At 40.6% G+C, this 26,944-nt stretch carries 29 protein-coding genes and 1 pseudogene; 15 read left to right on the plus strand and 15 right to left on the minus strand.

The window, feature by feature from the left end; translation table 11 throughout:
* Window positions 1–105: 105 nt before the first annotated feature.
* The 9 genes from FPK91_RS10945 to FPK91_RS10985 form a co-directional block, all read right to left on the minus strand.
* A complete protein-coding gene (locus tag FPK91_RS10945) occupies window positions 106–738 on the minus strand; it encodes a response regulator (RefSeq protein ID WP_144211290.1) in 633 nt (210 codons plus the stop codon).
* Window positions 731–2,134: a sensor histidine kinase gene (locus FPK91_RS10950; RefSeq protein WP_144211291.1), complete on the minus strand. Its 1,404-nt coding sequence runs from the start codon at window positions 2,132–2,134 to the stop codon at window positions 731–733. Before FPK91_RS10950 ends, FPK91_RS10945 begins: the two co-directional genes overlap by 8 nt.
* 151 nt (window positions 2,135–2,285) lie before the next feature.
* Entirely contained in the window at window positions 2,286–3,545 is a 1,260-nt protein-coding gene (gene murA, locus FPK91_RS10955) for a UDP-N-acetylglucosamine 1-carboxyvinyltransferase (protein ID WP_144211292.1), read from the minus strand.
* A 36-nt stretch (window positions 3,546–3,581) separates the two neighbouring features.
* Complete coding sequence (locus FPK91_RS10960) at window positions 3,582–3,833, minus strand: BolA family protein (RefSeq protein WP_144211293.1); 252 nt, start codon at window positions 3,831–3,833, stop codon at window positions 3,582–3,584.
* 25 nt (window positions 3,834–3,858) lie between these two features.
* Window positions 3,859–4,155, minus strand: a complete 297-nt coding sequence (locus FPK91_RS10965) for an STAS domain-containing protein (protein WP_144211294.1) — start codon at window positions 4,153–4,155, stop codon at window positions 3,859–3,861.
* Window positions 4,152–4,769: an MlaC/ttg2D family ABC transporter substrate-binding protein gene (locus FPK91_RS10970; RefSeq protein ID WP_405127361.1), complete on the minus strand. Its 618-nt coding sequence runs from the start codon at window positions 4,767–4,769 to the stop codon at window positions 4,152–4,154. The genes FPK91_RS10965 and FPK91_RS10970 overlap by 4 nt, the downstream gene beginning before the upstream one ends.
* Before the next feature lie 57 nt (window positions 4,770–4,826).
* Window positions 4,827–5,300: an outer membrane lipid asymmetry maintenance protein MlaD gene (gene mlaD / locus FPK91_RS10975; protein ID WP_144211296.1), complete on the minus strand. Its 474-nt coding sequence runs from the start codon at window positions 5,298–5,300 to the stop codon at window positions 4,827–4,829.
* A gap of 140 nt (window positions 5,301–5,440) precedes the next feature.
* Complete coding sequence (gene mlaE / locus FPK91_RS10980) at window positions 5,441–6,220, minus strand: lipid asymmetry maintenance ABC transporter permease subunit MlaE (RefSeq protein ID WP_405127362.1); 780 nt, start codon at window positions 6,218–6,220, stop codon at window positions 5,441–5,443.
* A 4-nt stretch (window positions 6,221–6,224) separates the two neighbouring features.
* Window positions 6,225–6,998, minus strand: a complete 774-nt coding sequence (locus FPK91_RS10985) for an ATP-binding cassette domain-containing protein (RefSeq protein WP_144214337.1) — start codon at window positions 6,996–6,998, stop codon at window positions 6,225–6,227.
* Between the two features lie 237 nt (window positions 6,999–7,235).
* Between FPK91_RS10985 and FPK91_RS10990 the strand changes: the two genes are divergently transcribed.
* From FPK91_RS10990 to FPK91_RS11050, 13 genes and pseudogenes are all read left to right on the plus strand, one after another.
* The gene (locus tag FPK91_RS10990) at window positions 7,236–8,198 is read left to right on the plus strand and encodes a calcium/sodium antiporter (RefSeq protein ID WP_144211298.1); all 963 of its coding nucleotides are present in this window, start codon (window positions 7,236–7,238) and stop codon (window positions 8,196–8,198) included.
* 69 nt (window positions 8,199–8,267) lie between these two features.
* The gene (locus FPK91_RS10995; protein WP_144211299.1) at window positions 8,268–9,245 is read left to right on the plus strand and encodes a KpsF/GutQ family sugar-phosphate isomerase; all 978 of its coding nucleotides are present in this window, start codon (window positions 8,268–8,270) and stop codon (window positions 9,243–9,245) included.
* Entirely contained in the window at window positions 9,246–9,812 is a 567-nt protein-coding gene (gene kdsC / locus FPK91_RS11000; protein ID WP_144211300.1) for a 3-deoxy-manno-octulosonate-8-phosphatase KdsC, read from the plus strand.
* Entirely contained in the window at window positions 9,809–10,369 is a 561-nt protein-coding gene (gene lptC, locus FPK91_RS11005; protein ID WP_144211301.1) for an LPS export ABC transporter periplasmic protein LptC, read from the plus strand. Before kdsC ends, lptC begins: the two co-directional genes overlap by 4 nt.
* A pseudogene (gene lptA / locus FPK91_RS21090) lies at window positions 10,356–10,895 on the plus strand (lipopolysaccharide transport periplasmic protein LptA); the annotation flags it as partial. The gene lptC and the pseudogene lptA, both read left to right, overlap by 14 nt.
* 233 nt (window positions 10,896–11,128) lie before the next feature.
* Window positions 11,129–11,860 carry an LPS export ABC transporter ATP-binding protein gene (gene lptB / locus FPK91_RS11015; RefSeq protein WP_144211303.1) on the plus strand — a complete coding sequence of 244 codons (732 nt, stop codon included), beginning with the start codon at window positions 11,129–11,131 and terminating at the stop codon, window positions 11,858–11,860.
* A gap of 132 nt (window positions 11,861–11,992) precedes the next feature.
* Window positions 11,993–13,483, plus strand: a complete 1,491-nt coding sequence (locus FPK91_RS11020) for an RNA polymerase factor sigma-54 (protein ID WP_144211304.1) — start codon at window positions 11,993–11,995, stop codon at window positions 13,481–13,483.
* 23 nt (window positions 13,484–13,506) lie between these two features.
* Window positions 13,507–13,794 (plus strand): ribosome hibernation promoting factor, encoded by a 288-nt coding sequence (gene hpf, locus FPK91_RS11025; protein ID WP_076539186.1) that lies wholly within the window; start codon window positions 13,507–13,509, stop codon window positions 13,792–13,794.
* Window positions 13,795–13,796: 2 nt separating this feature from the next.
* Entirely contained in the window at window positions 13,797–14,240 is a 444-nt protein-coding gene (ptsN, locus tag FPK91_RS11030) for a PTS IIA-like nitrogen regulatory protein PtsN (RefSeq protein WP_144211305.1), read from the plus strand.
* A complete protein-coding gene (gene rapZ / locus FPK91_RS11035; protein WP_144211306.1) occupies window positions 14,237–15,085 on the plus strand; it encodes an RNase adapter RapZ in 849 nt (282 codons plus the stop codon). Before ptsN ends, rapZ begins: the two co-directional genes overlap by 4 nt.
* Window positions 15,086–15,152: 67 nt before the next feature.
* Complete coding sequence (locus FPK91_RS11040) at window positions 15,153–15,425, plus strand: HPr family phosphocarrier protein (protein WP_227006764.1); 273 nt, start codon at window positions 15,153–15,155, stop codon at window positions 15,423–15,425.
* A gap of 210 nt (window positions 15,426–15,635) precedes the next feature.
* Window positions 15,636–16,997, plus strand: a complete 1,362-nt coding sequence (mgtE, locus tag FPK91_RS11045) for a magnesium transporter (protein WP_144211308.1) — start codon at window positions 15,636–15,638, stop codon at window positions 16,995–16,997.
* 468 nt (window positions 16,998–17,465) lie between these two features.
* On the plus strand, window positions 17,466–17,759 hold the full coding sequence (locus FPK91_RS11050; protein ID WP_144211309.1) for a transposase: 294 nt from the start codon (window positions 17,466–17,468) through the stop codon (window positions 17,757–17,759).
* 807 nt (window positions 17,760–18,566) lie between these two features.
* Here FPK91_RS11050 and FPK91_RS11055 read toward each other — a convergent pair.
* Entirely contained in the window at window positions 18,567–19,079 is a 513-nt protein-coding gene (locus FPK91_RS11055) for a hypothetical protein (RefSeq protein WP_227006545.1), read from the minus strand.
* Between the two features lie 417 nt (window positions 19,080–19,496).
* On the opposite strand from FPK91_RS11055, the gene ubiD reads away from it, so the two are divergent.
* Complete coding sequence (gene ubiD, locus FPK91_RS11060; protein WP_144211310.1) at window positions 19,497–20,978, plus strand: 4-hydroxy-3-polyprenylbenzoate decarboxylase; 1,482 nt, start codon at window positions 19,497–19,499, stop codon at window positions 20,976–20,978.
* An 86-nt stretch (window positions 20,979–21,064) separates the two neighbouring features.
* Window positions 21,065–21,763: an NAD(P)H-flavin reductase gene (gene fre, locus FPK91_RS11065; protein ID WP_144211311.1), complete on the plus strand. Its 699-nt coding sequence runs from the start codon at window positions 21,065–21,067 to the stop codon at window positions 21,761–21,763.
* 85 nt (window positions 21,764–21,848) lie between these two features.
* Here fre and FPK91_RS11070 read toward each other — a convergent pair whose 3' ends face one another.
* From FPK91_RS11070 to FPK91_RS11090, 5 genes are all read right to left on the minus strand, one after another.
* Window positions 21,849–23,132 (minus strand): winged helix-turn-helix domain-containing protein, encoded by a 1,284-nt coding sequence (locus FPK91_RS11070; protein ID WP_144211312.1) that lies wholly within the window; start codon window positions 23,130–23,132, stop codon window positions 21,849–21,851.
* Between the two features lie 171 nt (window positions 23,133–23,303).
* Window positions 23,304–24,125, minus strand: coding sequence for an ABC transporter permease (locus FPK91_RS11075; RefSeq protein WP_144211313.1), 822 nt, complete (start codon window positions 24,123–24,125; stop codon window positions 23,304–23,306).
* 6 nt (window positions 24,126–24,131) lie between these two features.
* Window positions 24,132–25,034 (minus strand): ABC transporter ATP-binding protein, encoded by a 903-nt coding sequence (locus tag FPK91_RS11080; protein ID WP_144211314.1) that lies wholly within the window; start codon window positions 25,032–25,034, stop codon window positions 24,132–24,134.
* 14 nt (window positions 25,035–25,048) lie between these two features.
* Window positions 25,049–26,371 (minus strand): nitrous oxide reductase family maturation protein NosD, encoded by a 1,323-nt coding sequence (gene nosD, locus FPK91_RS11085; RefSeq protein ID WP_227006546.1) that lies wholly within the window; start codon window positions 26,369–26,371, stop codon window positions 25,049–25,051.
* Between the two features lie 30 nt (window positions 26,372–26,401).
* On the minus strand, window positions 26,402–26,935 hold the full coding sequence (locus tag FPK91_RS11090) for a nitrous oxide reductase accessory protein NosL (protein ID WP_144211315.1): 534 nt from the start codon (window positions 26,933–26,935) through the stop codon (window positions 26,402–26,404).
* Window positions 26,936–26,944 lie beyond the last annotated feature (9 nt).

Below are 26,944 nucleotides of genomic sequence, written 5' to 3' on the forward strand. Positions count from 1 at the left end.
GTTACCACTAAAGAGATAGATAACTGAAATTCACTATATATGACAATCTGTGAAGTATAATTATCATAAAAACTTCAAGATACTGTTTTAAAATAATTTTTTACGCTACGACAAGTTATAATGTTGTAAAACAAATTGACCAGTATTTGTCAGAATGTAGATCTTGTTCTCATTTTGCATAACCAAACCCGATTTTTTTAACTGACGTAAATGAAAATTAAATTTGGTATGGTCGTCAATTTCCACTAAACGGCAAAGATCCATAAACTTAAGTTCTTTATGTATCGTTAAGGCTTTTAATGCTTTGCGTCTATACGGATTTGCCAACGCACTATAGACAAGATCTGGGTCAAGATCTGTACGGCTTTCAAGTAATTCTTTCTCTGCTAAACTTCTTCTAATAGTCATAATAAGCTCCTGACTTTTAAAAGGTTTAGTTAATACATTATCCGCACCTTTTTTCATTGCATCCACAGCTGTATCAACTGTGGCATATGCCGTAATAATGACCACTGCAATAAATGGCAGGTTCTGCCTAAGATTTGAAATCGCTTCAACTCCTGTCATACCTGACATCACTAAATCTAATAATGCAATATCAAAACTTTGTTGCTCGCAGGCATAAATTGCCGCTTCGGCACTGTCTACATCAGTCACTTGATAACCTTCTAATTCAAGAATATCAACGATGTTTCTGCGTAGTTCATAATCATCTTCAGCAATGAGTACTTTAATCATGTTGATATCCCCTCAAGGAAAAATTGATAATCACTCTTGTACCGACCCCTTCAGCACTCATCAGCTGCATCCGACCATGATGACTACTTACAATTTGTTCGCAAATAGCCAAACCAAGACCAGTGCCTTTACCAATAGGTTTGGTGGAATAAAATAATTCCGTTGCCCGAGCCAAAGTTTGCTCATCCATACCATCACCATGATCTCTAATTTCCACAATGACAGTTTGATCTTCAGCTGTAACATTAATATTTATACAACCATTATCACCACTTGCATCCATTGCATTATTGAGCAAGTTTATAAGTAACTCTTCGAGCTTCACTTTCTGACCAATAATATACACAGCACAATCACACTGAATTGTCAGAGAATAAGGAGAAAGCTTATGGCTGAGTAACTGCTTAGCTCCCTCAATCACATCACAAAAATACACCTTCTGAGTATGGTTCAATTCAGAACGAGCATAAGTTAACAATTCTTTACTAATGACTGATGCTCTATCAATTCCTAATCGTGCCCGTTGAATATAATCAGATATGCCAGTTTGTTGCGGTGTCATTTTTCTTTCAAGTAAATCTAATGCCAACATTGAGGATGCCAGCGGATTATTAATCTCATGTGCAACGCCCATTGCTAAATGACCAATTGCTTTATATTTGTCGGCTTCGATTGCACGCTTTAATTTTGCCTCAGTAGCCGCCTCTTTCTCAATATCAAATATTTTAAGCGCTTTATATAAGGTGACTAACACAAGTGTTGCCGCCAGTGTTCTAAATACCGGTACACTTGAATGTAACTCTGTAGGCACAAGTCCAGCAAGTACACCGTAAATAATTAACCCAAAACCTGTAGCAATGAAGTATTGACCATATTCATGATTTTCTTGGCGTAATTGATAACCATAAATCGCAATACCAACACCTGCAAGGGTGCCACTACCAAAACCTAAAAGCACCCGAGTGTAACTTACAGCCTCTGAAAAGGTATCTGCAAGTAATGAAGTCCCTTGATAAAAAAATAGCATTGCCAATGTATAGACCAAGACAATTGCAGCTGTGATAACTTGACCTAATGCTGAATAGGGCTTGGGAAGAATACGAAACAACAACCAAGCGAAAATCATCAGACCTGCAAATGAAAGTGATAGCTTTATTAGCCTCAACCATTGCACCACGTATTGATATTGACTGGGTAAATCATCACTGAAAAGAATCACATATAGTTCTGACCATTCATGAAAGGCATGAGAAAAACCAAACAACGCCAAAGCCCATAAAGTGGAAGAAATCGAAAGCTGACTATATTTGAAATTGCGAAATACGATTACACACCCAATCGCAAAGAATACGAGGCCGTAGAAAAGATAAATATTGAAAGTGATGAAAGTTGCCATTGATACACATTAGCAGTTAAGCCAAATAGATTAAGTGATCAAGCTGGCAATCAAGTAAGTTAATAACCTGATGTCTTATGGCGTTTTGAACTGCATCAAACATGAAAAAACCGCGCATTAATGCACGGTTTTTAAATGAAAAAATTTAAGCTTAACTCACTCGAACGACTTTTCCGCCTAAGCCTGCAAATTTCTCTTCAATATTTTCATAGCCGCGATCTAAATGGTAAATGCGGTCCACAATGGTGGTCCCGTCAGCCATTAGGCCTGCAATAACCAAGCTCGCAGATGCACGTAAATCAGTAGCCATAACCTGGGCACCGTTCATACGCTCAATACCATTAATGATGCAGGTATTACCTTCAAGCTCCATTTCTGCGCCCATACGGCTTAATTCAGGTACGTGCATAAAACGATTTTCAAAAATCGTTTCGGTCACGTGACTAGTGCCTTCAGCTAATGCATTTAATACACAAAATTGTGCCTGCATATCAGTAGGAAACGCAGGATATGGTGCGGTTTTAATATTGACCGCTTTAGGGCGCTTGCCTTGCATATCAAGTTCAATCCAATCATCACCAGTGGTGATAACTGCGCCAGCATCTTCAAGTTTCGCTAATACCGCTTCCAGTGAAGAAGGATCGGCACTAACACAACGAACCTTGCCTCGTGTAACCGCGGCGGCCACCAGAAAAGAACCGGTTTCAATACGGTCAGGCATAACTCGGTGTTCGCAGCCAGAAAGCTTTTCCACACCTTGAATACGCAGTGTTGCTGAACCTACACCAGTAATTTTAGCGCCCATTGCAATTAAGCAATGTGCTAAATCATTAATTTCAGGCTCACGTGCGGCGTTTTCGATAATGGTTTCACCATCAGCCAACGTCGCAGCCATTAGCAGGTTTTCAGTAGCACCAACGCTGACCATATCCATAAAGATATGTGCACCTTTCAGGCGTCCATTAACTCGGGCTTTAATGTAACCTTCTTTAACTTCTATTGTAGCGCCCATTTGCTCAAGACCTTGCAAGTGCAAGTTCACTGGTCTGGCGCCAATAGCACAGCCACCAGGCAACGACACATCAGCAGTGCCATATCGAGCAAGTAACGGCCCTAAAATTAAAATTGAAGCTCGCATGGTTTTTACCAAATCGTATGGTGCACAAAACTCATTTAGATGAGTTGTTGAAATACGATATTGGCTATTACCTAGCTCAGTGACATCAGCACCAAGACAACGAAGTAGTTTGCAGGTCGTTTTCACATCTCGAAGATCTGGAACATTCGAAACGGTAAAATCAGTCTCTGCTAAAACACCAGCAAATAAGATAGGTAACGCAGCATTCTTAGCACCGGAGATAGTGACATCACCGACAAGAGGCTTACTGGCTTGTATTGTTAATTTATCCACACTAAATTCTCTACACTCAGTCTTACACTTACAAAATTACATATTGAATAATTTTTCACGCTTCCACTGAGTCGGCGTAAAAGTTTTAATCGTAAGTGCGTGTAATTCACCACTAGCAATATGCTCATTCAATGGTGCATAAATAGTTTGTTGTTGCTTAACTTTGCTCATAGCGTCAAACATTTCGCCAATCGCAACCACTTTATAATGGCTGCCGTCTGAAGTGACATGTACTTCATCTAACGTTAATGCTTCTGATAAAATTTGCTCAATTACTTTGCAATCCATGAAATGTGCTACCTTAAATTCAATACTATTTTTCTACGAAAAAGGATTCTAAATCATATAACTCAATGAGTTTTTTTAGATGTTTACTCGGATTCGCCAAAGTCCTTGGCTGAGTTTTACTGACATCACAATTACCCAAACAAATCAGTTCAAGTAAAAAGGCTACGCCTGCACTGTCAACATACTCTAAAGCTGACAAGTCTAACACCTGAGTTGTATCAGTAAACAACTGTTGTTGATTTGGCCATAAATCAACGACCTCAGCCTGTGTAAGTTGCCCTTTAATGTAACAACTCTCACCTTGCTGTAAAAATTCAATCACGCAGCACTTTCCTTATCCTGCTTAGCGTTGATAGCTTCGCCAGTTCTCTCATAGAGCATCTCTATGACTGAATCGACCCCTTTTTGTCGTATCAGGTTTGAAATTTCTGATTGCTTTGAAGCTAATAAACTGACGCCTTCAGCAACCAGATCAAACGCCTTCCAGCTATCATCTTTTAAGCGCCTTGCTTTAAACATAATTTTAATCGGTGGACGTCCGTCCTCAATTATCTGAACATTGACATCGACCATTTTTTCATCGCTAAAATCAGATGCTGGAAAAAACTGGACTGTCTGACCGGTATATTCAGTAAACGCTTGAGCATATGTCGCGACTAAATACCCTTCAAAAGCATCAACAAAGCGGTCGCGCTGTTCTGGTGTGGTATCCCGTAAATATTGCCCCATCACTTTATAAGCGGCGTACTTGTAATCAACATACGGCATTAACTCTTCACGCACGATGACTTTTAAGTGACTTAAGTCTGCATCAATAAGCGCTTTATCTTGAGCAAAGCGCGCAAAGGTTTTTTCCGACACTTGTTGAACCAGTTTATATGGATCATGAATATCAATCGCTGTAGCACTCTGCTCAGCAAAGGAGACCGAACTCATACTTAACCATAAAAAAGTACCTAGAATAATACTGATAAATTGATTCATATTTTGCTCCTACTTATCTTTAGACGACATGCTGTAAAGTAGCTGACCAATTAAATCTTCTAAAATTAATGCTGAACGCGTGTCATGCACTTTATCGCCGTCAGCCAGCATCTCAATATCATCATCCATAAAACCTGGCGTTAACCCTAGAAACTGTTCGCCTAAAAGTCCTGCTGTTAATATAGATAAACTGCTGGTTTCTGGGAATTGATCATATTGCTTATCCATGGTTAACGTCACTACAGGCACCAGCTTTTTAGAATCAAGTCGAATATCTGATACTCGCCCCACCACTACGCCCCCAACCTTAACTGGTGAGCGAACTTTCAAGCCACCGATATTGTTAAATTCAGCTTGAAGGCTATACGTTGCCTGATTCGGTTTAAGTTTGACGTTGGCAACATTAAAGACCAATAGGCAAAATGCCACTAAACCTGACAACAAAAACAATCCAACGAGTAATTCTATTTTCCGTGTCAACATACGACTAAACCACTTAAATTAATGAATGCTAAAAGTAAATTCGAATAAGCCTACATATAGCTTAGACGCTAAGAAAACCTTTGTTACCTATATTTTACTGCTTATGATTTGTTATTTATAAACTGAATGACTAAAACAAACTAATCGCCAAACATGATGGCGGTGAGTAAAAAGTCCAGCGCTAACACCGCTAAACTTGCCTGCACAACCGTTGAAGTTGTCGCTTTGCTAATACCTTCAGGGTTTGGTATCACTTCATAACCACGATACAAAGATATCCATGTAACCACTACGCCAAAAAGTACACTTTTGATTAAACAATTTACGATATCTTGACGCCACTCAACTGATGCCTGCAGTATTGACCAAAAAGACCCACTATCAATGCCTTTCCATTCAACACCGACCAAATGGCCGCCAATAATCCCCACAATACAAAACATCATGACTAATAAGGGCAGAGTTATAACCCCTGCCCAAAAACGGGGGGCGATAATTTGATGTAAGGGATCGACAGCCATCATTTCAAGGCTTGATAGCTGCTCTGTGGATTTCATTAACCCTATCTCAGCAGTTAAAGCAGAGCCAGCTCTGCCTGCAAACAAAAGCGCAGTAACAACGGGACCAAGCTCTCGTAATAAACTTAACGCCACCATAGGGCCTAAGCTTTCAACCGTACCGAAATCAGCTAAAACCGTATAACCCTGCAATGCCAGCACCATACCGATAAACAAACCCGATACGATAATAATCACCATAGAACGCACACCAAGAACGTATACTTGCTTAATGATTAGCCCAAAATCTTTTTTAACGTTGGGCCAGCGAACTATCGCGCCCCACAACATTAACCCTGCACGTCCTAACCCAGAGACCACATCTAAAGCGAAACGCCCAAGGTTACTAATAAGATGACTCATTTGATTAATCAGACCCATTTAGCATCTCCTTTTTATAGTCATCAGCAGGGAAATGAAACGGAACCGGCCCATCAGGTGCACCGAGGATAAACTGTTCTATTTGAGGATCTGACGATGCCCGTAATTGCTCAGGTGTACCTGATGCGATGACTTTTTTCTCTGAAATAACATAGACATAATCTGCGATACTTAATACTGCATCAACATCATGAGATACCACCACGGAGGTCAGTTTAAGGGTTTCAGATAACTCACCGATTAACTTAACCAGCATAGCCATAGATATTGGGTCTTGCCCTGCGAAAGGTTCGTCATACAAAATCATTTCAGGCTCTAGTGCAATGGCACGAGCCAGTGCTGCACGGCGCTGCATGCCACCAGACAATTCATTTGGCATCATCATTGCTGCACCGCGTAAACCAACGGCTTGCAACTTCATCAATACGATTTTTCGAATGATGCTTTCAGAAAGACCTGAATGCTCTCGTAATGCAAACGCCACGTTATCAAATACGTTAATGTCGGTAAAAAGCGCTCCACTTTGAAACAACATACTCATGCGTTTTCGCAGTTCAAATAATTGAGTACGTTTTAGTTGATGGATATTTTGGCCATCAAATAAGACTGTGCCACGACCTGGAGTCAGTTGCCCTGCAATAAGTTTTAGTAATGTGGTTTTGCCGATGCCGCTTGGGCCCATAATTGCGGTAACTTTTCCAGCCGGAATGTTGAGGCAAATATCATCAAAAATGACACGAGAGCCCCAACTAAATCCCATATTTCGAACTTCAACAAGTGATGGGACGGCTTTCAACAAACTAGAATCAGACGTATCTATAGAAGAAATGATAGCCTTCCTGGCAAACGATATGTAGAACTGAATTGTACAAAATCATCCAAGAACCTACAACAAATCAATCACCATGAGTTACAATCCACAACAAATATTTCATCAGTACATGTTTTTGTTAAAATTAAACAAAGATATTTCTATTACTCAAAAAATTGGAACAACATGCTTTTTAATATCATGATGCTAATCGTAGGCTTAAGCGTATTAGTATGGAGCGCGGATCGCTTTGTGTACGGCGCTGCAGCATTTGCCAGAAACCTAGGTATTCAGCCGATGTTAATCGGCTTAACCATTGTCGCTATGGGAAGTTCAGCACCTGAAATGTTTGTTGCTGCTACAGCATCAATGGAAGGGATGAATGATACCGCTGTTGGCAATGTATTAGGCTCAAATGTTGCTAATATTACTTTGGTATTAGGTATAACTGCATTGCTTGGTGCGATAACAGTAAGCTCAATTACCCTAAAACGTGAAATTCCAATCATGTTAGCCGCAACAGTATTAGCTGGCTATTTGATCCACGACGGTATGCTTACCCGGGTTGAAGGCGTCATTTTATTAATCGCATTTTTCTCTTTAATGGGCTATTTCATCTGGAATGCCATGAGAAACAAGCAAAACGACACATTATCTGACGAATCTGATGCCGAGATCCCTAAAAATGTACCCACATTACATGCTATTATCTGGATCATTGTTGGCATGGTGTTGTTACCATTAGCGGCTGATTGGATGGTAACGGGTGCTGTAGGCATCGCAAAAATTTATGGTTTGTCAGATTTAGTCATCGGCTTGACCATTATTGCAGTCGGAACCAGTTTGCCAGAACTAGCAGCATGTATCGCAGGTGTTCTAAAAAAAGAAGATGACCTGGCTATTGGCAACATTGTCGGCTCAAACATTTTTAATATACTCGCTGTGCTGGCCATTCCAGCACTTATGGCTCCTGGTGAAATAGCAGCCGAAGCAAGTGGTCGTGACTTTTATATGGTACTTGCAACCAGCACCGCATTAGCAGTACTCGTATTATCGAGTGGCGCTAAAAAGCAGCTAACTCGATGGCACGGAGCCCTTTTATTAATCGTCTTTATTGCGTACCAAGTTGTCGTATTTCAATCACAATAACGGGGCATAAAGGTGTGTTGACTCACCCGAACAAGAGCACCGCTCGTTTGGGTCACTAGAGAGAAGCATATGATAGATCAAACACAATTGCGTCAATGGGGCCGTCAGGTCATTGATATTGAAAAAGCGGCATTAGATAACCTATATCAATACGTAGACTCAGACGCATTTGGCCAAGCATGCGAACTCATATTGCAATGTAAAGGCAAAGTCATCGTCATGGGTATGGGGAAATCGGGCCATATTGGCAACAAGATATCTGCCACATTAGCCAGCACAGGTACACCTGCATTCTTTGTTCACCCAGGAGAAGCAAGCCATGGTGACTTAGGGGCATTAGCTAAAAACGATATCATTTTAGCGATTTCTAACTCTGGTGAATCAAGCGAAATACTCACTTTAATGCCTGTGATACAACGCATGGGCGTGCCGGTAATCGCGATTACCGGTAAACCTGACTCAAACATGGCTAAGCTTTCTAAACTACATTTATGTATTGAAGTGCCAGAAGAAGCTTGCCCGCTAGGACTCGCGCCGACATCAAGCACTACAGCAACGTTAGTCATGGGCGATGCGCTCGCAGTGGCTCTTTTGCAAGCAAAAGGGTTTACTCGAGATGATTTTGCGCTGTCGCATCCTGGTGGTTCGCTAGGCCGAAAACTATTACTAAAAGTCGGCGATGTCATGCACAAAGGTGATGACATACCTCAAGTAAAAAGCGATCTTTGTATCACTGAGACTCTTTATGAAATTTCAAATAAAGGTCTGGGTATGACTGCTGTTATTGATGCAGATAGCAAACTCGTAGGCATTTTTACTGATGGCGATTTACGCCGAGTCATCGATGCTGAAATTAATCTTCGAACCACCGCAATTGCCGATGTCATGACAACCAACTGCATTACGATTAATGCAGGTATATTAGCGGCGCAAGCGCTACAGGTCATGGAAGAAAAAAGCATTAATGGTTTAATTGTCGTTGATGAAAATAACCACCCGGTTGGTGCACTTAACATGCTAGATATGGTTAAAGCTGGAGTCATATAAATGTCATTACATGAAACATTACATCAAGGTTTTTACGGCCCCGTTACTGATGATGTCTGGCAAAAAGCCAAGAAAATCAAGTTGCTTATTTGCGATGTCGACGGCGTGTTCTCTGATGGACGTATTTACCTCAGTAATGCTGGTGAAGAGTTAAAAGCATTCCATACCCGTGATGGTTACGGCGTTCGTTCAATCTTGACCAGTGGCATTCACGTTGCGGTGATCACAGGCCGTAAATCAGCCATTGTTGAAAACCGAATGACCGCGTTAGGTGTCACTCATATTTTTCAGGGTGTTGATGACAAACTGGTACCATACAAAACCTTGTTAGAAACCTATAACGTCAATGCTGATGAAGTTGCCTACATAGGTGATGACATTGTTGATTTACCAGTGATGAAAGAAGTTGGCTTGGCTGTATGTGTCGCTGATGGTCACCCATATGTTAAGCAACATTGTCACATGACCACTACGATAAATGGCGGCAATGGTGCTTTAAGAGAACTTACCGATTTGCTGTTGTTGAGCCAGGACAAGTTTGAAAATGCCCACGGAATGAGTATATGAGTCGAGTCACCCTCGCGATAATTGGTTTTTTCGGTGCCGCTCTGGTTCTTTACTGGCAAGTGCAGGTAAAGCGAAGTGAAAAGGAAGCAAATACATTGCCAGGCCCTGTTCGACCCGACTTTATTGCCAATGATTTGCGTAGCACAGAATTTAACGAACAAGGTGTAGTGCAAAGTCGCGTATCAGCTAAACATATGGAACACTTTCAACAAACAAATGTAACCTTATTTACTGAACCTGTTTATCTCATCTACCCTGATGACGGTAAAGCTGAATGGCAATTAACTGCAGACGTTGGCAAGCTAAATAAAGAAACAGGCAAAGTAGTATTAGAAAATAATGTTATTATTGATGCAATAAACATCGATGAACCAGTACAATCTTTGACAACGACCATGTTATCACTCGATTTAAATACGATGATCATGACCTCAGATAGACAGATTGTTGTCACTGGACAAGATTTCAATATACAAGGCCTTGGCCTTTATGCTGATTTAAATGCTCAAGAACTTGAGTTATTAAGTCAAGTCGAAGGAACATATGAAGCAAAGTAAAATTTTTATCATCTCACTGCTAAGCTTAGTGAGTATTTCTAGCGCCTACGCTAAAGAAGGCGATTTGCAACAAGAGCTAAAAGTTGCTGCTAACAGCCAAAAAGCTGACATTAAAAACAATCAGGTGATATTTTTTGGACCCGTCAATGTCACTCAAGGCACGATTAATATCAATGCAGACGAATTACGTGCATTTGGTACAGAAAGTGGCACAAGAAAGACCATGGTAGCGACTGGTAATCCAGCCACCTTCTCACAGGAGTTGGATGACGGTCGTATTGGTACAGCCAGTGCAAATGAGATTAAATATGAACTAGCAACCAGTATCCTAACCTTAAAAGGTAATGCCAAACTGGATCAAGCAGGTAGCCAGGTGACGGGCAACTTAATAAGCTATAATATTGATAAACAACAACTTATTGCAGAAAGCTTAGGCGACGGTAAAGATCGGGTTATCACTATTTTTCAGCCAGAAAACCATCCTGAACTCATAGACGAAGAAAAAGCTGAACCTTCTTTACCAGAAGCGCAGCCTTTACCAGAATCAACAAACGGTTTAGAAGATGATGCTATAGAAGCGCTAGATGGCGCTGTCGAAGAAAATGTCGAAAAAGCGGTTGAACAAGGTTCGCCAACCGTAAGCGAAGAAAATAACCAGGTCACAGCAGACATAACTAATACTGCTGAATCAGTCATCGAATCAACCGAAATTGAGACAACGACACCATCAATTGTCCCTACTGCTGAGCAAAATAACTGATGACACAGATAACGTTAACAGCTGAAAACCTCGCCAAGAGTTATAAAAGTCGTCAAGTCGTAAAAGACGTCAGCCTAACCGTAAAGACAGGTCAAATAGTCGGATTACTTGGCCCTAATGGTGCAGGTAAAACCACTACGTTTTATATGGTTGTTGGCCTTGTTAAAAGTGATAAAGGTCGTATTCTTATTGATGATGACGATTTGACCGCCGATCCAATGCATTTACGTGCTCGAAAAGGCATTGGGTATTTACCGCAAGAAGCCAGCATTTTTCGTAAACTCACCGTTCACGATAATATTATGGCGGTATTACAGACACGTAAAAACCTTTCTGCAGATGAACGTATTGAGCAACTTGAACACTTACTAGAAGAGTTCAACATCACTCATATTCGTGATAGCCAAGGTATGGCTTTATCTGGTGGTGAACGCCGCCGTGTTGAAATAGCTCGGGCATTAGCCGCTAATCCTAAATTTATTTTATTGGATGAGCCTTTTGCAGGTGTAGATCCTATCTCTGTGATAGACATCAAGAAAATAATTCAACAACTAAAAAGTCGAGGCTTAGGTGTGCTAATTACTGACCACAATGTACGTGAAACGCTCGATGTATGTGAGCGAGCTTACATTGTAAGTCATGGAAATTTGATTGCTGAAGGAACACCTGCTGAGATCTTAGACAATCAGCAAGTTAGGTCAGTATACTTAGGTGAACAATTCAAGCTATAGTTAGCACTAATCAGTTTTTAGTATGGCATTCGCGGCCAACATGGTTTCTTTTTAGATTCTATTTCTAGCAACACAATATAGAGTCCACCAATCTAGCCGCGATGATGATATTCAATTAGGGATAAGCGGTACATGAAAGCCTCACTCCAACTCAAAATGGGTCAGCATTTAACCATGACCCCACAGCTGCAACAGGCGATTCGCTTATTGCAGCTTTCGTCATTGGAGCTACAGCAAGAAATTCAGCAAGCACTTGATTCTAACCCACTATTGGAGCTCGAAGATGAGTTTGTAAAAGCTAAAGAGCCGGTTAAAGAAAATGACCAACAAACTGATACCGACTTTAGTGACAATAGCCAAGTTACCGTTGAAAAAGATACCTCTACCGTCGATACCACTGAATCACTCACCAAAGAATCGATGCCAGATGAATTACCAATGGATACCACTTGGGATGAAGTCTATTCTGCTTCACCGGGTTCGGGATCCGGTTCTGGCGCAGTTTCAGCTGGTGATGACATGCCTTTTCAAGGTGAAACCAGTGAAGGATTATATGAACACTTAGAATGGCAGAAAAATCTCACCCCATTCTCAGAAAATGACTTAGTCATTGCCACCGCTATTATCGAAGGTATTGACGATCGCGGTTACCTAACACAAAGCACCGACGACATTTTATTATCGTTAGGCAACGAAGAAATTGAGCTCGATGAAGTTGAAGCTGTTCTCAAACGCGTACAGCATTTTGATCCGGTAGGAGTGGCAGCCAGAGATTTAAGCGAATGCTTAATGATTCAGCTAGGTCAGTATCCTGACGAAATACCTTGTTTAGACAATGTAAAATTACTTATCAAAGATTATTTGGATTTAATTGCAGGTCGTGATTTCAGATTGTTAATGCGTAAAACCAAGCTTAAAGAAGATGATTTACGTGAAGCGATTGAGTTTATTCAAACCTTAAATCCACGCCCTGGCTTACAAATCACCTCAGTTAAAGACGAGTACGTCATTCCTGATGTCACGGTTTTAAAAAAGAGTGGCCGTTGGGTAGTAGAACTCAATCCTGATAATATGCCTAAGATTGGTGTTAATCAGCAATATGCCGCTATGGCGAAAGGTTCTTCTAATCAAGCTGACAGTCAATTTATTCGCGGACACTTACAAGAAGCAAAATGGTTTATTAAAAGTATTGATAGCCGCAATGAAACCTTATTAAAAGTTGCTAATTGTATCGTGCAATTTCAACAAGGATTTTTTGAATTCGGGGAAGAAGCAATGAAGCCAATGGTGCTTAATGATATTGCCGAAGCCGTTGAAATGCATGAGTCGACAATTTCCCGAGTTACCACCCAGAAATATATGCACACCCCTCGGGGACTTTTTGAACTAAAATATTTCTTCTCTAGCCATGTCAGTACAGATGATGGTGGAGAATGTTCTTCTACAGCAATTCGTGCATTTATTAAAAAGCTTGTTGCTGCAGAGAATCAGAAAAAGCCACTTAGTGATAGTAAAATGGCGACACTATTGGCTGAACAAGGGATTAACGTTGCTCGGCGTACGATCGCCAAATATCGTGAAGCAATGCTCATCCCTCCGTCAAACCAACGCAAAAGTTTATAACGATTGTAATCGGAGGATGATATATGCAAATTAACCTGACTGGGAACCATATCGAAATAACCCAATCTTTACGCGAATATGTGCAAACAAAATTTTCAAAGCTTGAACGACACTTCGAACAGATCAATAATGTTCACGTTGTGCTCGATGTACAAAAGTTGCAACAAATTGCCGAAGCTAAACTGCACCTTAAAGGCGGTGAAGTATTTGCTGTATCGCGAAATGCTGATATGTATGTGGCAATAGACGCCCTGATAGATAAGTTAGACCGTCAGGTAATTAAACATAAAGAGAAGCTAACTAAACACTAACGATGGAACTTCGCACCATCCTGCAGCCGGCGTGCACAACCTGCGCCACGCCGGGCAGTAAGAAAAAGGTACTGGAATTAATCAGCAATTTAATGGCTGCCCAGTACCCGACCCTATCTTCACAGGCTATTTTTGAAAGTCTAATAGCGCGTGAAAAAATGGGCAGTACAGGAATAGGAAATGGCATAGCAATTCCTCACGGTCGATTAGATGATATCGATGAGCCCATTGCTATCTTAATTAAATGCGAAGAAGCCATTGCCTTTGATGCCATTGACAAGCAACCCGTTGATATTTTATTTGCGCTTCTTGTGCCCGCAGATCAGTGCCAGCAACATTTAAGCACTTTATCTACCATGGCCGAGAAACTCAGTGATAAATTGATACTTAAACGACTTCGAAAGAGTCATGACGCTACAGAACTTTATCAGGTTATTACTGCATGAAACTTGTCATTGTATCGGGACGTTCAGGTTCGGGGAAATCAGTTGCACTGAGAGTGCTTGAAGACCTAGGTTATTATTGTGTTGATAACCTGCCACTACCGTTAATAGGTAGTCTACTTGAACAGCTCAAAGATAGTAATGAGCTAGTCGCTATCAGCGTCGATGTTCGTAATATCGAAGAGCAAGGAAAAGTACTGCAAGAGCAAATAGCACTGCTATCCGATGATACAACGATAACCAGTTTCTTTTTAAATGCTAACGATCAAGTTTTACTTAAACGTTATAGTGAAACTCGCAGATTACACCCACTCTCGAAAAATCAAATTTCTTTGCAAGAAGCCATTAAGCTTGAAGGTCGATTACTTGAGCCAATTGCTAAATTAGTCGATCACTATATCGACACCTCGCAAACGAATATTTATGACTTAAGTGATCATGTTAGACAGATTTTATTAGGCAGTGTTGATAAAGAATTAGTGATACATTTTGAATCGTTCGGATTCAAACATGGTATGCCAACTGAAGCAGACTTTATGTTTGATGTGCGCTTTTTACCTAACCCACATTGGGAAACAGATTTAAGACCGCTAACAGGTCTTGATGAACCGGTACAAGAATTTCTAGGCAGGCAAACCCTGGTAAATAAGTTTATCTGGCAAATAGAGAACTTATTTGAAACCTGGATGCCGCATTTAGAACGTAATAATCGCAGCTATCTAACCATTGCAATCGGCTGTACCGGCGGGCAACACCGCTCAGTTTATATCGCTGATCAATTAGCAAAACGGTTTGGCAATTCTAAACATCAAGTGAGCGCTCGCCATAGAGAATTAGATGCTAAATAATAGTACCAAGAAAAATACTCAAACGGGCACTGGACCTGGGACAGAGAGCTCATCTTCAAAGCCATCGATCTCGCTTTCAAAACAAATCACCATCAGCAATAAGCTTGGCTTACACGCCAGAGCGGCAACTAAGTTGGCCATTCTAGCCACTGAATTTGAAGCAAACATCACCCTAATCCAAGGCGAAAAGCACGCCAGTGCAGCCAGTGTTTTAGGTTTATTGATGCTAGAAAGTGGCATTGGCAAAGTGATTACAGTTCAATCTGAGGGTGTGGATGCTGAAAAGGCACTTGAGGCGGTCTGCAAACTGATTAATGACAAGTTTGACGAAGAAAATTAATTCGTACTCCCCATTCTTATTGTTAGCACAACCACTTAAGCTTTAATCCTAATATTTATCTGCATTTGTTAGCTATACTCAAGTTCAGCAGTCAACAACATCCTATAAACGTACATTATTTACACATCAAATTCTCAAGCATTAGAAACTTCTTCATCCTTTCCACAGAGTTAAGTTAACATTAACCATCGTCTTTTTTAGGAGTGGCCAATGGGTATCGAAGTCATCGACAGCGAGCTTACCGAACAGCGTCTTAATAAGCTGACCCAAGCATTAGGCAGCGGTATGTTCGTCCATGTCAGAAATATGCTTCATGATATGGCGGCTTCTGATGTAGCACTGATTCTTGAATCGTCCCCCCCAAAAACACGTCAAGTTTTATGGCAGCTAATCGATCATGAACAAGCAGGTGAAATCCTGGAAGAATTGGGGGAAGAGTTAAAAGATTCACTTATCAGCGGTATGACACCTGAAAAAGTAGCCCAAGCAACCTCAGGAATGGACACCGATGACTTAGCTTATATTTTAAGAAGCTTACCTGATGCAGTTTACAAAAAAGTACTGCAATCGATGAGTAGCCAAGATCGTCACCGTGTCGAACAAGCCCTGGCCTACCCTGATGATACTGCTGGCAGTATCATGAACACAGATACCGTCACCTTAAGACCCGACGTCAATATTGATGTGGTTTTACGCTATCTGCGCCAGCGAGGAAACTTACCTGATACCACAGATACACTTTATGTCGTTGATCGAAACGATCACGTATTGGGCGGTGTTCGCCTAGCAGATTTACTGACTTGTAATCCTAACTCTACGATCCGCAGTATCATGGATCCTGAATTAGAAAGTATTCCGGTAGATATGCCAGATAATGAAGTCGCGCAATTATTTGAACGACATGATTGGATCTCCGCTCCTGTAGTAGATCAAGAACAAAAATTATTAGGTCGTATTACCATTGATGATGTGGTCGATGTTATTCGTGAAGACGCCGAACATTCTATGATGGGAATGGCAGGTATGGATGACGATGAGGATACCTTTGGTCCAGTACTAAAAAGTACTTTCAGACGCTCTCTATGGCTCACGATTAACTTATTTGCAGCACTCCTTGCAGCATCAGTGAGTAATCTGTTCGAAGGCACCCTAGAGCAATTTGCTACCATTGCGATTCTTATGACCATTGTACCGAGTATGGGTGGCGTGGCAGGTAACCAAACTCTGGCATTGGTGATACGTGGTATCGCGCTCGGTCATATTGGCCAAAGTAATTCCCGTTGGTTGATAGGTAAAGAGCTGGCCATTGGCTTCCTTAACGGGATAATGTGGTCATTGTTAGTGTTTCTCGCAGTTTGGTTATGGAAAGATGATATGGCACTTGGCGGCTTAATTGGCGGTGCAATGCTGATTAATATGACCGTGGCAGGTTTTGCTGGAGCCAGTATTCCTTTGATGCTGAAAAAGCTCAATATCGACCCTGCGCTTGCTGGCGGTATGGTGTTAGCCACTGTCACTGATGTTATCGGTCTATTTGCCTTTTTAGGCTTGGCGACCATATTCCTGATGTAGCTACCAAGATTTAAATATCCTTCAGAAAACGGTGTATTCACACCGTTTTTTTTCGTTTCAAAATCACCTGTTTACAGCGGTTATTTTTATTTACCAATTTTATAAATAACGCACCAAAGTTGTACCAACGCACCAATATAGAACATGATAAATTTTTAGAGCTAATACGTTAAAACATTAAGGTACTGTTAAATAACAATAAAATATTTATTTCAAAATTGGCACAACTATTCCATTAAATAATATATCACTAAAGAGGTAGTTCTTAATTTGACCAAATTGGTGACTAAAAAGTCTTATAAATGAGAATTGCACCAGGAGAAAATGATGAAATTATTAGTTACTTTTTTCAACCTCTATCACAATGAATGTCACTTTTATAAGCATTTAGGTTGTAGCTTGTGGGAAGTCGAATAGTCTACTTTCCTTCGAAACACCGGTAAACACTAGTACTTATAAGGAGCCACCATGTCAGCACAAACAAAAATTTATTCAGCAGATTTTCAACAACAAGTTGTGGCTGAAGTAAAACAGAATAATCGCCTAATCTCTGACGTAGCAAAACAATACTATATATCAGCTAAAACCGTTTATCAGTGGGTAAAGAAAAAAGACACAGCAAACATAAGTAATGTTAATTTCTCATCGAATAAATCGATAAAAGAGAAACAAAAAAGCGTTTTAGTCTCTGAAATAACTCATTTACAGCTCAAAATAGCTCAATTAAATCAGCAGTTACTATCTATAAGCGCAAACCCATAAGTCGTAACTCATGAGCATTGAATATGAACAAATAAACCATGAAACAGTTCAGGCAAACTTGATGGGATTAACACCCGCCCCCATCGGAAGTTAATGAGTGTCACTCGATGCGAATAGCATTAAAGAGACCAAGCATCATCAAGTTTGTCAATTTTATTCATGAAGGTTATTTGCAGTCACCCCAAGGGCTAGCAAATAACACCAAAGAAAATGCGACAGGGAATAAAAATAATAATACGTTGCAGACATGCTGAAAGGCATGAGTAAAAAAGCCCTATTGAAAGGATGTCATATGGGCTTATGTAATAACCCAAAGCATTGGAGCAAGGAAATCTATCTTCAACATCAATATGGTGACAGTACTCTCCCCCATGTTTACATGGTCACTGAATTGAAGTTGAAAAAGAGAAAAAAAACAGTAGCCAATGAAGCTACGGGATGCTCAATAAAAAATGCTAAGTGGACGTAAATTTATATGAATAAAAAGGAGTGATATCACGAGAAATTAATCAAAATTATAAGTCCGCAAATTAGAGGTTAATTATCGTTCCCCAGCGCCTAATAACCTAAGCTATATAGCAAGCGTCTTTGCAATTAAGCTTATCTAACTCGAAATGCTGAGACCTTTTAATTAACTGAAAAATAATAAGTTACTGCGCTCTCCCCCCAGTTTTTGCAGTAGCCTTATTAAGAACCTGTAACAGAAGAAAATAATAATATCTGTATAGGTATGTCGATAGACAATGCAAACGAAGCCCTAATAAAATGGATTTATTAGGGCTTCTTTATTTTGGCGATGAGTAACAGCTAATTCTCAGCATTAGGTAAAGTCATATAACGTTGAGTAGACCAATCAAAGACATACTCTTGTCCTTCCCATTGATAAATGGTTTGCCCATCTCTCTGCACAACGCGAGCATTTTCAGGTAGCTGAGTTAACCCTGAAGCATATTGAATACTGGTTGTAGTTCGCTTAGGCGGAGAAACCACTTCTACTTGTTGAGTGGGTTGAACGTAGTTTCTACGGTAATGGCGATCATAGTAATCATAACGATAAGGCGCTCTCCAACCACGATTAAAGCCATATCCCCATCGATTGTAATAAGGGTTACGCCAGCCACTACTAAAGCCGACACCGACACTAGGCCCCCAATAGTTGTTATAACCTACCCCCCAACGAACTGACGATCCTGAGTGGCGATTGTATCGACTATTGTATCGGTCATTGTAACGATCACTGTCCGAAGTCAGATACCTGAGTTGTGGCTTATCAATCACAGCCTTTGCAATAGGTGAATAAAAAGCGACTGACGTTGTCATCAAAATCCCGCAAAAAGTCCCGAGAAATAAGAGTAACCTGGGATTTTGCGGAGAATGCTTGCATCCTGTAGTAATCAATTTCATCTGACCACTCCTTATTAAATGGAATACCGATATCATCGCAAAGCGGCTAATCACTTTTACCTAAGAGCGAATATTAATATGGCTTATATATTGAGTTTAACTCAAATCAGCGCTTAACCCACTTTTATACAAATGATAATAGATACGCGGCCATATCGATAATTAAACCTTAACCTGACTGAAAATAGACAGGGAATCGACTGAAAACCCTTTCTCCACAACTCGAATAAGGTTACTGAAAATCAACAGTTAGCCAATAAACATCGCTTAACCCACTTTTATAAAAATGATATAGTGCGTCCCATATAGCTTTTAAAGACGAGTGAATTAGCCATGAGTTTTAAGGATTTGCGCAGCTTCATTGATCACCTCGAAGCTAACGGTGAGTTAAAACGAATTAGTTACGCTGTTGATCCCAATCTGGAAATGACTGAAATTGCCGATCGTGTTCTACGTTCTGGTGGCCCCGCGTTATTATTTGAAAATCCGAAAAATAACGACATGCCTGTTTTAGTTAACTTATTTGGCACGCCAAAACGTGTTGCTATGGCCTTAGGTAAAGACGACCCACTTGCTTTACGTGAAGTTGGTGAACTGCTGGCCTTCTTAAAAGAGCCTGAGCCGCCAAGTGGCTTCAAAGATGCTATTGCAAAAATCCCTAAATTTAAGCAAGCGTTAAATATGCCACCAAAAACAGTGCGTAACCCGCCTTGTCAGGAAGTGGTCTTTAGCGGTGATGAAGTCGATTTAACTAAGCTCCCTGTACAACACTGCTGGCCTGGCGATGTCGCACCTTTAGTCACTTGGGGATTAACCATCACCAAAGGCCCCCGCCAAAAAAGACAAAACTTAGGCATTTATCGCCAGCAGTTATTAGGTAAAAACAAACTGATTATGCGCTGGCTTGATCACCGTGGCGGCGCATTAGACTTTAAAGACTTCAAAGAAAAACACCCTGGTGAACGTTACCCTGTGGTTGTGGCTCTCGGAGCCGATCCGGTCACGATTTTAGGTGCGGTTACGCCAGTTCCAGATTCGATGAGTGAATATGCTTTTGCAGGTTTACTCCGCGGTGAACGTACAGAAGTATGTAAAGCACTCAGTTGTGATTTAGAAGTCCCTGCTACCAGTGAAATCATTTTAGAAGGGTATATAGACCCTGAAGAAATGGCAGAGGAAGGCCCTTATGGTGACCATACTGGTTACTATAACGAGACAGATAAATTCCCTGTTTTCACCGTAACGCATATGACGCAGCGCAAAGATGCGATTTATCACAGCACCTACACCGGTCGTCCACCTGACGAACCAGCTATGTTAGGCGTGGCGTTAAACGAAGTCTTTGTGCCTATATTACGTAAGCAATATCCTGAAATTATCGATTTTTATTTACCGCCTGAAGGTTGCTCATACCGCATGGCTGTAATTTCAATCCGTAAACAATATGCAGGACATGCAAAAAGGGTAATGATGGGGGCATGGTCTTTCTTACGCCAGTTCATGTATACCAAATTTATCATCATCGTCGATGAAGACGTCAATTGCCGCGATTGGCAAGATGTGATTTGGGCGATTACCACTCGAATGGATCCTACCAGAGACACGGTTTTAGTCGATAACACACCGATTGATTACCTAGATTTTGCATCACCGATTGCGGGACTAGGATCAAAAATGGGCTTAGATGCTACTAATAAGTGGCCTGGTGAAACTGACCGCGAATGGGGAACGCCCATCGTCATGGATCCTAAAGTGAAAGAAAAGATTGATCATATTTGGGAAGAATTAGGTATTGATGATGCTCCAACGCTATAATGGTGATCTATATCACATTAGCACAACCTAGACCCTACATATATACAAAACATAACCCTTCATAGAAAGGGCTAAAAGGATGTTAGATGAACACCATTCGCTGTAAAGTTGAAAAAGTAACCCCGTTTAATGACGCTGTTTTCCAGGTTTTACTTAAACCGGAAGTCTCTTTTGACTTCCAAGCTGGGCAATACTTATCAATCGTTATGGGAGAAAAAGACAAACGTCCTTTCTCGATCGCATCTGCACCTAACGCTGATTTAATCGAACTCCACATTGGCGCAGCTGTTTCAGAAAGCTACCCGATGCAAGTGGTTGAACGTTTAAAAACTGATGAGTTTATTGATATTGAAGCACCTGCTGGTACTGCCTTTTTACGTGAAGCAAGCCAACGTCCACGTATAATGGTTGCTGGCGGCACAGGCTTTTCTTACATTAAAAGTATTATTGAGCAGCAAATTGCTAGCGGTCAGACAGTCAAAACTCAGTTTTACTGGGGTTGTCGTAACGAGCAAGCGATGTACTATCAAGATATCGCCCGCCAATGGCATGCAAACAATGAATGGCTTGAGTTCATCCCTGTTGTTGAAGATGCCCCTGCAGATTGGAATGGCAAACAAGCCAATCTACTTGAGCAAATTAAGCAAGATTATGTCAGCTTAATTGGCTACGATATTTATATTGCTGGACGCTTTGATATGGTTGGCGCTGCACGTGAAGTATTCCGAGAAATGGGCGTTGACGAAGCAAACTTGTACGGCGATGCTTTCGCTTTTATCAAGTAATAGCACAACTATTTCCTGAAAAAAACAGTACAAAAAAGCCGACTTCATTGTCGGCTTTTTAATATTTATAAGAGAACGTATCGCTTTAAAACTGCACTTTCTCGTAACGGCTCCAGGCCACTAAATCTCCCATAAACGGCATTATCCAAACAGCGGTATTTTCTGTGGTGTGAACCCTAAAAAACACCAACTCTTCCTCTTGGATATCCATACGTTTTACTTCGCGGTAAAAACGCATCGCTGAAGGAGTCACATGCTCAGGTTTAATGAATTCTTTTTGATTAATTTTGGTATAAAACACGTCCACATCAACATCGCCAATCGATTGTTTATACTGATTAAAGGTACCACGCGTTTTAAGCTTAATCGGCGTTGTGATACAGTCTTCGTCTGTAATACAGGCGGTAGTGTATATCTGACCCGAATCTTTACTTTCATACACGAGCGAAATACTAAAATCTCCTCGAATGAGCTTTTCACCCGCAATAGGAAAGTACACATCAGCATGATAATGGTGTTCAACAATATCACCCACATCCCCTTCAGGGATTAGTACCCGATTATAGCGAATACGGTCTTCCATTTTTTGAGTGAGCGGGATGAATTTTTCCATATTAAGACCTGCGGGTTCAGGCGTTAAAGTGGTAATGTTGATGATCCCTTTGCCTTCACAGTCATCAAGAGAGTATCCAGGGCAAGTTGCAAACGAATATGAATGACCCGTCGTTAAAGCAAAACTAGTAAAACCTTTTAAGCCTCTGAGTAAGTTGGTTTCTGGAGCGATATGTCGTTGCCATTTTGATTCATGCAATTGGTCAGTGTCATTTTTATAAAAAACTTTGGCACTTTCATGAATACCGCCGATATCGAGCTCAATCTCTTTGTCGCTTTGCCATTCAGAGGTAACTTTAAGCATTTGGTGATATTCACTGCTGTACCAAACCGCTAAAACGATCCCACAAAAAACCAATGCACCTGCCATTTTAACGAGTAAGCTCACATCAAAAAATGCCGCTCTAATCGTATCTCGATCATTTAATGACACGACTTTCACATGACTTTCTTTACTGATATGAAGTTGATAGCCGCGCCTTGCTACCGCTTTTAAATGGATTTCTTGGAAAGGTTCTAGCTTACGTCTTAAGGTGCTGATGCATTGCGTTAAAGACGTAGGCGCAACGACACGTTCAGGCCAACCTGCTTCGAGTAGTTCTTCTTTGGTGTAAATTTCACAATCAGAATCAGAATCGAGCAGTTTAGTCAGGACGGCATTTTCAGAAAAGGTGAGCGGAATTTTCTCATTATTAAGATGATTGATCAGTTGTTTAGCTGAAGTATCGAGTGATAAATAATTAGTAATTTTTAACACTGTGAGCACCTAGAATAATTTAAACGTGAAAATTCCCATCACGAGAATTATAGCGTTACTAATCATGTATTAATGTGACAAAAAACTCAGTATCAAAATTTAAAAGGCACACTATTACAACAACTTATATTTCACTCACTAATTAATCCAACTTAAAAGGCATAATGTAATCTACAGGCGTTTACGGCTAAATATTTGCTGGCTCATTAGCAGTAATACCGCGAGCCAAAGCAGTAGCCCGCTATATAAGATAGCCGTTGGTAATTGTGTAATGCTGAACATTTTTGAACTGCTTACTTGTTCATTGACCACTCCTGATATGATTGCCCGAAATAAATCACTTGGATTGATTATGATTAACACCTGAAAAACGCTATTTGAAATACCCTGTAAATCAGCCACCATCAAGGCGAGTAGTACCAAATCGTATACCAAGACAATCAACACCCACATAAATAATAACACTGCGATTGCTTTGGCTTTTTCAACCACCAGCAAACTTACGATATACCCTAATAATACAAAACAAAGCGTCAGTAATATGCTACTCAGGATTAAATGTGTAAAGGCCACGGCAACAGAAATTAACGGGAATGAAGTTGATAACAACACTAAAAAAGCTGTCAATAAAAATGCCAAGCTAATGGTGCAACTAAGCACCCAAAGATGACCCAGCAATTTACCCAATATGATTTGCAAACGAGTAACGGGATAGGATAAAAGTAATAATAAGGTGCCAGATTCTTCCTCACCGATAAAACTATCATAGCTCAGCAATATGGCTATTAATGGCAGAATATACACGCACATTGAACTTAAACTTGCCATTAACAATGGTAAATCAGCCACCCTCAATTCACCTGAAACGGCAGAGCCAGCAAAGGTAATAAGCAGCGATAAACAAGTGAGCATTATGCCAATGAACAAAAACCATCGATTACGAAAGTTGTCTTTAATTTCTTTGAGCGCAATAGTTAACACAGCAGTCATCATTATCCCTTATGCCGCTTTGTGTTGATGAACTGTCATTAAGTGATGATATATATCGCTTAAGTTAGGTTCTTCAATTGAGAAATTATAAGTTCCGCTATGGGCAGTGAGATATTTGATAATCCGCGGCTTATCAACTTGATGAACCCATAATTGATTATTGGTGGCCAATATTGATAAAAACTCATCTTGAACAATGGCCCTTTCCACTTCATCGCCTGTAAAATGCACTTTTAAATCCGTGGTTTTGCGTAACTCATCTAAGCGGCCACTCGCCAATTCTTTACCGTTAGCCATAATAAATGCGCGATCAATATTATCTTCAACCACTGCGAGCTCATGGGTACAAACAATAATGGCGCAGCCTTGCTGTTTAAGCTGTGCAATTTTCTGATACATGAATAACGAAGCTTGAGGATCAAGACCGACAGTGGGCTCATCAAGCAGTAAGATATCGGGGGAGGATAAAATGGCCTGTGCAAAGCCTAAACGCTGCTTCATCCCTTTTGAATAGGTTCGCACAGGCTTATTTTGCGCCTCAGCTAAACCGAACTCTTCAAGTACTTTAATGACCTTATTTTTAGCGATGCCTTTTAAAGAGGCAAAATACTCTAGCACTTCTTTTCCGGTCAATTTTTCATAAAGAGAGATATTTTCTGGTAAATAGCCCAAATTGAGTTGGCGACGCTGCTTCTCCTGCATAATCACATTACCCATCATCGAAATTTCACCCGATGTGGCAGGGACAATACCCAGCAGCATTTTAATCAAACTCGATTTACCAGCACCGTTATGTCCGAGTAAAGCCAATGTTTCTCCAGCTTTAACTGATAGAGAAATACCATCCACAGCAACAAAGTCGTCGTATTTTTTCACTAAGTTATTAACTGATATTGCGGTTGATTCATGCATTTAACACTCTACCTTTATAATCCAGAACTAAAACCAGAACTAAAACCAGAACCTGACACGGTTACTGGACTCATCATCGGGAAACTATCGATCACTCCAGAGTCTGGAATAACCTTGAATTGTTGCTGCGTCCAGCGAAGTAATTGCGCCACAGGGCTTTTTAATAAAAATTGCGCTTCAGGATAAAGCCAATACAAACGATCTAATTGATCGCTAGGCTGGTACGGCTGCTCGCTAATGCCATTACCACTAACATCCCATCCTAAGAAGCCGCTCCAATAGTTCCCTTGCTGATCATGACTCCACTCGACAAGAGTGTCGCCAACATACTTAACTTGCGCTTGGTTATTCACAAATTGATTTCGGTAAATTTTATTACCTTCACCACCCATTGCCATGTAAATGCCAATCTCACTATTGGAGAAATTATTATCAAAAACAGCGTTATCACGGGCGCCGTAAATAAACATGCCACGACCTTCATCACCGGCCATTTTCGCATTGGCATTAATAATATTATTAACCTGATTTGCAGAAATTTCTGAGTGGTTAGTCATGTTTAATAACACGCCAAATTTTTGAGCTGATTCAACACTGTTGTGGTGCAATTTAATGTGCTTTGAATTCATTAATGCAAAACCACCATCCACATCTTCAGCATGATTTTTAAAAGCTTCATCGTGTGCGGTATACATGTAATGCAGACCATATTGCTGATCAGTAAAATGATTATCACTCACCACACTATGTTTACCAGATTCAAGGTAGATGCCGTCCCGCACATGCTGGATACGATTGGATTGGATGATGACATGATCAACTCGTTTCAAGTGAATGCCATCACCACGATCTAATATGTGCCCTTGGCTACTGCCGGTAATCACATTATTGATGATCGATAAAGCATCGCCATTATCTGCCCGAACCCCGAAACTTGGGCCAAATAATTCGTTATTCTCAATTAATACATGACTCAGGCCATCGTTTATCAATATCGCGGCATCAAGTTCATATTGATCCGAGCCCCAATTGATAATTTTGAGTGCTTTTACCACCACATTTGAACTGATGATAGTCAATGCACTGCCACTGCCTAAAGCATCAATTTCAGCGCCCAATTGGCCAACAATGGTCAAAGGCTTATCAATGATAAATTGGCCTTTAAAAACCTCAGGACCCAGCAATAAGGTGTCATAGGCTTTTGCTTGGTAAATTTGCTGTTGCAGTTTAAGGGGATCTGTAACTTGTATCTCTTCCCCATGGCAGGAGAAAACTATACTAAAGAGAGTGAGTACCCAAAAAGACAAATGTCGTAAACCCGAGAAACTCATTGTCATAACACTCTACTCAAAAAATAATGTTCAAAATTAATGACCCATGTCTTTACTGTGTGACATAACTTCAGTGTGCGACACACTTTCACCTAAAATTTCGAGAGTAACTTCATCATAAGCCAATACTGCACCACCAAACTCTTTGGCAAAATGTTGCGCGGCGTCTACGCTACTAAACGAGCCAACGGATGGTCCCATAACCCCTTTACGGCTAGAGCCATATACATACCAAGCCTTTGTGCCATCAATAAAACTATCGTCTTCCGGCATTTCCCATGATGTTTTTGCCATATCATGAACAAAAACTTGGCTGACTTGACGTTGATTTTCTGGCTGTAAAACAAAATTAAACATATCTCTGGTTGAACAAAACTTTGGAATTGCATCACTATTTTTTAAAAATAGTTCACCTTTAGGCCCTGGATATTTCTTGATCATCATGCCGCACATATGACAACGGTCATGATCATGAATCGCTTGAGAGTCGTGTATTGCGAGTTCTTCATTTTGCGGGCTACAAGCAAATAACATCGGTATTAATAGCAATATAAAAGCAATTTTTTTCATATAATCCAA

Source organism: Shewanella donghaensis (genome assembly GCF_007567505.1).
Lineage (GTDB): Bacteria > Pseudomonadota > Gammaproteobacteria > Enterobacterales > Shewanellaceae > Shewanella > Shewanella donghaensis.

Excerpts from the sequence above, each read along its gene's own strand:
- FPK91_RS10945 (WP_144211290.1), bottom strand. The coding sequence starts at position 738 with ATGATTAAAGTACTCATTGCTGAAGATGATTATGAACTACGCAGAAAC.
- FPK91_RS10950 (WP_144211291.1), bottom strand. The coding sequence starts at position 2,134 with ATGGCAACTTTCATCACTTTCAATATTTATCTTTTCTACGGCCTCGTA.
- FPK91_RS10960 (WP_144211293.1), bottom strand. The coding sequence starts at position 3,833 with ATGGATTGCAAAGTAATTGAGCAAATTTTATCAGAAGCATTAACGTTA.
- FPK91_RS10970 (WP_405127361.1), bottom strand. The coding sequence starts at position 4,769 with ATGAGTTCGGTCTCCTTTGCTGAGCAGAGTGCTACAGCGATTGATATT.
- mlaD (WP_144211296.1), bottom strand. The coding sequence starts at position 5,300 with ATGTTGACACGGAAAATAGAATTACTCGTTGGATTGTTTTTGTTGTCA.
- mlaE (WP_405127362.1), bottom strand. The coding sequence starts at position 6,220 with ATGAGTCATCTTATTAGTAACCTTGGGCGTTTCGCTTTAGATGTGGTC.
- FPK91_RS10985 (WP_144214337.1), bottom strand. The coding sequence starts at position 6,998 with ATGGGATTTAGTTGGGGCTCTCGTGTCATTTTTGATGATATTTGCCTC.
- FPK91_RS10990 (WP_144211298.1), top strand. The coding sequence starts at position 7,236 with ATGCTTTTTAATATCATGATGCTAATCGTAGGCTTAAGCGTATTAGTA.
- FPK91_RS10995 (WP_144211299.1), top strand. The coding sequence starts at position 8,268 with ATGATAGATCAAACACAATTGCGTCAATGGGGCCGTCAGGTCATTGAT.
- kdsC (WP_144211300.1), top strand. The coding sequence starts at position 9,246 with ATGTCATTACATGAAACATTACATCAAGGTTTTTACGGCCCCGTTACT.
- lptC (WP_144211301.1), top strand. The coding sequence starts at position 9,809 with ATGAGTCGAGTCACCCTCGCGATAATTGGTTTTTTCGGTGCCGCTCTG.
- lptB (WP_144211303.1), top strand. The coding sequence starts at position 11,129 with ATGACACAGATAACGTTAACAGCTGAAAACCTCGCCAAGAGTTATAAA.
- FPK91_RS11020 (WP_144211304.1), top strand. The coding sequence starts at position 11,993 with ATGAAAGCCTCACTCCAACTCAAAATGGGTCAGCATTTAACCATGACC.
- hpf (WP_076539186.1), top strand. The coding sequence starts at position 13,507 with ATGCAAATTAACCTGACTGGGAACCATATCGAAATAACCCAATCTTTA.
- ptsN (WP_144211305.1), top strand. The coding sequence starts at position 13,797 with ATGGAACTTCGCACCATCCTGCAGCCGGCGTGCACAACCTGCGCCACG.
- rapZ (WP_144211306.1), top strand. The coding sequence starts at position 14,237 with ATGAAACTTGTCATTGTATCGGGACGTTCAGGTTCGGGGAAATCAGTT.
- mgtE (WP_144211308.1), top strand. The coding sequence starts at position 15,636 with ATGGGTATCGAAGTCATCGACAGCGAGCTTACCGAACAGCGTCTTAAT.
- FPK91_RS11050 (WP_144211309.1), top strand. The coding sequence starts at position 17,466 with ATGTCAGCACAAACAAAAATTTATTCAGCAGATTTTCAACAACAAGTT.
- FPK91_RS11055 (WP_227006545.1), bottom strand. The coding sequence starts at position 19,079 with ATGACAACGTCAGTCGCTTTTTATTCACCTATTGCAAAGGCTGTGATT.
- ubiD (WP_144211310.1), top strand. The coding sequence starts at position 19,497 with ATGAGTTTTAAGGATTTGCGCAGCTTCATTGATCACCTCGAAGCTAAC.
- fre (WP_144211311.1), top strand. The coding sequence starts at position 21,065 with ATGAACACCATTCGCTGTAAAGTTGAAAAAGTAACCCCGTTTAATGAC.
- FPK91_RS11075 (WP_144211313.1), bottom strand. The coding sequence starts at position 24,125 with ATGATGACTGCTGTGTTAACTATTGCGCTCAAAGAAATTAAAGACAAC.
- FPK91_RS11080 (WP_144211314.1), bottom strand. The coding sequence starts at position 25,034 with ATGCATGAATCAACCGCAATATCAGTTAATAACTTAGTGAAAAAATAC.
- nosD (WP_227006546.1), bottom strand. The coding sequence starts at position 26,371 with ATGACAATGAGTTTCTCGGGTTTACGACATTTGTCTTTTTGGGTACTC.
- FPK91_RS11090 (WP_144211315.1), bottom strand. The coding sequence starts at position 26,935 with ATGAAAAAAATTGCTTTTATATTGCTATTAATACCGATGTTATTTGCT.